At 69.8% G+C, this 3,748-nt stretch carries 3 protein-coding genes; 2 read left to right on the forward strand and 1 reads right to left on the reverse strand.

The window, feature by feature from the left end:
- Positions 1–494 precede the first annotated feature (494 nt).
- Both WA805_RS01270 and WA805_RS01275 read left to right on the forward strand, forming a co-directional pair.
- Positions 495–1,907 carry an ammonium transporter gene (locus WA805_RS01270; protein WP_422280658.1) on the forward strand — a complete coding sequence of 471 codons (1,413 nt, stop codon included), beginning with the start codon at positions 495–497 and terminating at the stop codon, positions 1,905–1,907.
- Positions 1,908–2,049: 142 nt separating this feature from the next.
- On the forward strand, positions 2,050–2,856 hold the full coding sequence (locus tag WA805_RS01275; RefSeq protein ID WP_422290910.1) for an alpha/beta hydrolase: 807 nt from the start codon (positions 2,050–2,052) through the stop codon (positions 2,854–2,856).
- A 28-nt stretch (positions 2,857–2,884) separates the two neighbouring features.
- Here the strand turns inward: WA805_RS01275 and WA805_RS01280 are convergent.
- On the reverse strand, positions 2,885–3,748 hold an 864-nt coding region (locus tag WA805_RS01280; protein WP_425241451.1), incomplete at its 5' end, for an IMP dehydrogenase.

Here is a 3,748-nt window from a genome sequence, read left to right on the forward strand (position 1 = left end):
CCCGCGCCGGGAGCGCCGGAGGCGGCGGGGACGCCGCGGATGGCGGGGCCGAGGCCGTCGGCGGCCCCGTCGTGCCCGCCGGCGTCGCGCCAGCCGGGTGCGTGGCGGCGCCTGTGCACCCCGCGCAGACGCAGGCCGCGCAGCAGGCGATCACGGCGGTCAGGCACGCGGCCGCGCGGTGCGTTTTCCGAGCCAGCGCCAGCCGCATGGCCGCCATGCGAGCGCTCGTGCCCTTCGCCGGAGGTGCGGACGAGGTGCGGACAATGTCCCAGGCAGCTGACGTCCCGACACATTCAGGAAACATCGCGGGCATTCCCACCTGCCACGTTACCGCCGGCGTAACAAACGGGAAATGCCCTCGAAACCCGCGCATGGGAAACATTAACCGTTGCATGAAAGCAGGCGGAGCGGCCGGGGCGGGACAGTAAGCCCGGGGGGCGACCCTGGAACCCGATAGGCCCTTCATACAGGTAGCCCCTGGAGGAGTAAATACAGTGATTCCATACCCTACCTGGCTGGGATCGGGAGACAACGCCTGGCAGATGACAGCGGCCACGCTGGTCGGGCTCATGTCCATCCCGGCCCTGGCCGTGCTGTACGGCGGCCTTGTGCAGAAGAAATGGGCGATGAACACCGTCTTGATGGTGTTCAGCACCTTCTGCCTGGTCCTTATCACCTGGGTTCTCTGGGCCTACAAGATGGGCTTCGGGACGCCCCTGATCAGTACGTTCGTCGGTGATCCGCGGACAATTCTCGGCGCCAGCGCGTTGCAGGGCCAGGCGAACATCCCGCTGCTGAACGGGTTGATGCCGAGCTTCAAGCTGCCCGCGGCGTCGGTCGAGTATTTCCAGTTCGTGTTCGCCGCCATCACCCCGATCCTGTTCATCGGCAGCGTGCTCGGCCGGATCAGCTTCAAGGTGTGGCTGGTCTTCGTGCCGCTGTGGATCACCTTCGCCTACTCGGTGAACGCCTTCCTGCTCTGGGGCGGCGGCTACTGGGCCGGGAAGGGCGCGCTCGACTTCTCCGGCGGTTACGTCATCCACCTGGCGGCCGGCGTCTCGGGCTTCACGGCGGCGGCGATCATCGGGCCGCGGCTCAAGCGCGACCGCGAGAAGGCCATCCCGAACAACCTGATGTTCGTCGCGCTCGGCGCCGGCATCCTGTGGCTCGGCTGGAACGGCTTCAACGGCGGTGACCCGTACTTCGCTGGCGCGGACGCCGCGGCGGCCGTGGTCAACACCAACCTCGCGACGGCCGTGGCCATGATGACCTGGATCTTCATGGACATGTTCCTGACCAAGGAGAAGAAGCCGACCTTCCTCGGCGGCCTGAACGGCATGATCTGCGGCCTGGTCGGCATCACGCCCGCCGCCGGTTACGTCAACGGCTTCGGCGCGATCGTGATCGGCCTCGTCTGCTCCGGGATCGTCTGGGTCGCCTGGCAGTACCTGCCGAAGTACGTCTGGCCCTTCAACAGGGTCGACGACGCCCTCGGCGTGGTCTACACGCACGGCTTCGCGGGCCTGTGCGGCGGCCTCCTGGTGGGCCTGCTCGCGGACCCGAACATGATCGTGTACGTGGGCCTCGGCAAGACGTCCTCGGTGGCCGGCACGGGCCTGTTCTACGGGCACCCGCACCAGTTGCTCGTGCAGTTCCTCGCGGCGCTCACGATCATCGTCTGGGACGGCGCCGTCACCGCGGCCATCCTGTTCTTCATCAAGTACGTGCTGCGGATGAAGCTGCGGTTCGACGACGCGGACCTGGAGATCGGCGACGTCGCGGTCCACGGCGAAGAGGCCTACCCGCAGGAGGAGGTGCTCAGCACCCGGCTGTCGGTGACGGCCGAGGCCGAGGCCTCACCCACGACGGAGGAGCCGCGCCGGCCGGAGAAGGCCAGCACCGAATAGGTGACCTGCGTTACGTTGCGGCCGTAACGCACTGGGGGCCGCGCATCGGGGTACCGTCAAGGTGCCCAGGTGCGCGGCCCTGGCATGTCCCGGACGGCCCGCTTGTTAGCTAGAGGCACAGGCCGCTCAGGATTGGAGTGCTGTGAAATTCGTCGTCACGACTGCGACACTGGTCACCGAGGACGGCGTGCCGATCGACGCCGTGCACATGCCGGGACCGCGAGATCTCGCGATCGTCATGGCGCACGGGTTCACCCAGTCGTGGCAGCGGTCCATGGTGTGGACGATCGCGCGGCGGTTCAACCTCAAGGCGGGCGTGGTGACGTTCGACTTCCGCGGGCACGGCAGGTCAGGCGGGCTGTCCACGCTCGGCGACAAGGAGATCAACGACCTCGACATGGCCGTGCACTACGCCCGCGAGCTCGGCTACCAGAAGGTCGCCGCCGTCGGCTTCTCCATGGGCTCCTCGGTGGTGCTCCGCCAGGCGGCCTTGCGAGGCGGGGTGGATGCGGTGGTCTCGGTCAGCGGGCCAGGCCGCTGGTACTACCGGGGCACAGAGCCGATGCGCCGGGTGCACTTCGTCGTGGAAAAGCGCCTGGGCCGGTTGATCGCCAGGCAGTTCCTGCACACCAGGATCGACCCGCACGGCTGGCCGTTCCCTGACCCGCTGCCGCCGGCCGCCGCCGCCGAGCGGATCTCGCCCGTCCCGCTGCTGATCGTGCACGGTGACCAGGACCAGTTCTTCCCCGCCGACCACGCCCGCCAGCTCTACGCCGCCGCCAGGGAGCCGAAGGAACTGTGGCTCATCCCCGACTTCGGCCACGCGGAACGGGCGATGGACGACCAGCTCACCGACCGGATCACCGCATGGGTCGCCGAGGCCGTGACCGAGCAGGCCGAGCAGGCCGAGCAGGCCGAGCAGGCCGAGCAGGCCGGGCGGCCCGGATAGCAATAGCAGGCCGCCGCCCTCTCCGTAATCACCAGCTCGTGGGCACCGGCATGCCCTCGGTGTACCCGGAGGCGCTCTGCACGCCGACCACGGCCCGCTCCGCGAACGACGGCAGGTCGCGCGCGCCGGCGTAGGTGCACGCGCTGCGCACGCCGGCGACGATCATGTCGAGCAGGTCCTCCACGCCGGGCCGCGCGACGTCCAGGTACATCCGCGCCGAGGAGATCCCCTCCTCGAACAGCTCCTTGCGCGCCCGCTCGTACGCGGAGTCCGCCGCCGAACGCAGCCGCACCGCGCGCGCCGACGCCATCCCGAAGCTCTCCTTGTACAGCCGCCCCTCGGGATCGCGGAACGTGTCGCCGGGCGACTCGTAGGTCCCGGCGAACCAGGACCCGATCATCACGCACGACGCGCCCGCCGCCAGCCCCAGCGCGACGTCGCGCGGATGCCGGACACCGCCGTCGGCCCAGACGTGCGCGCCTAGCGCCGAAGCCTCGGTGGCGCACTCGAGCACCGCGGTGAACTGCGGCCTGCCCACCCCGGTCATCATCCGGGTGGTGCACATGGCGCCGGGCCCGACACCGACCTTCACGATGTCCGCCCCGGCCGCCACCAGGTCGGCCACGCCGGACGCGGTCACCACGTTCCCCGCGACCACCGGCACCGACGGCGCCAGGCCCCGCACGGCGCGCAGCGCGGACAGCATCTTCTCCTGATGGCCGTGCGCGGTGTCCACGACGAGGATGTCGACGCCGGCGTCGAGCAGCAGCTTCGCCTTGGCCGCCACGTCGCCGTTCACGCCGACGGCCGCGCCGACCCGCAGCCGTCCCGCCGCGTCGGTCGCGGGGGAGTACAGCGTGGCGCGCAGCGCCCCGGTGCGGGTGAGGATCCC

The sequence above is a fragment of the Trebonia sp. genome (assembly GCF_049794275.1).
Classification (GTDB): Bacteria; Actinomycetota; Actinomycetes; order Streptosporangiales; family Streptosporangiaceae; genus Trebonia.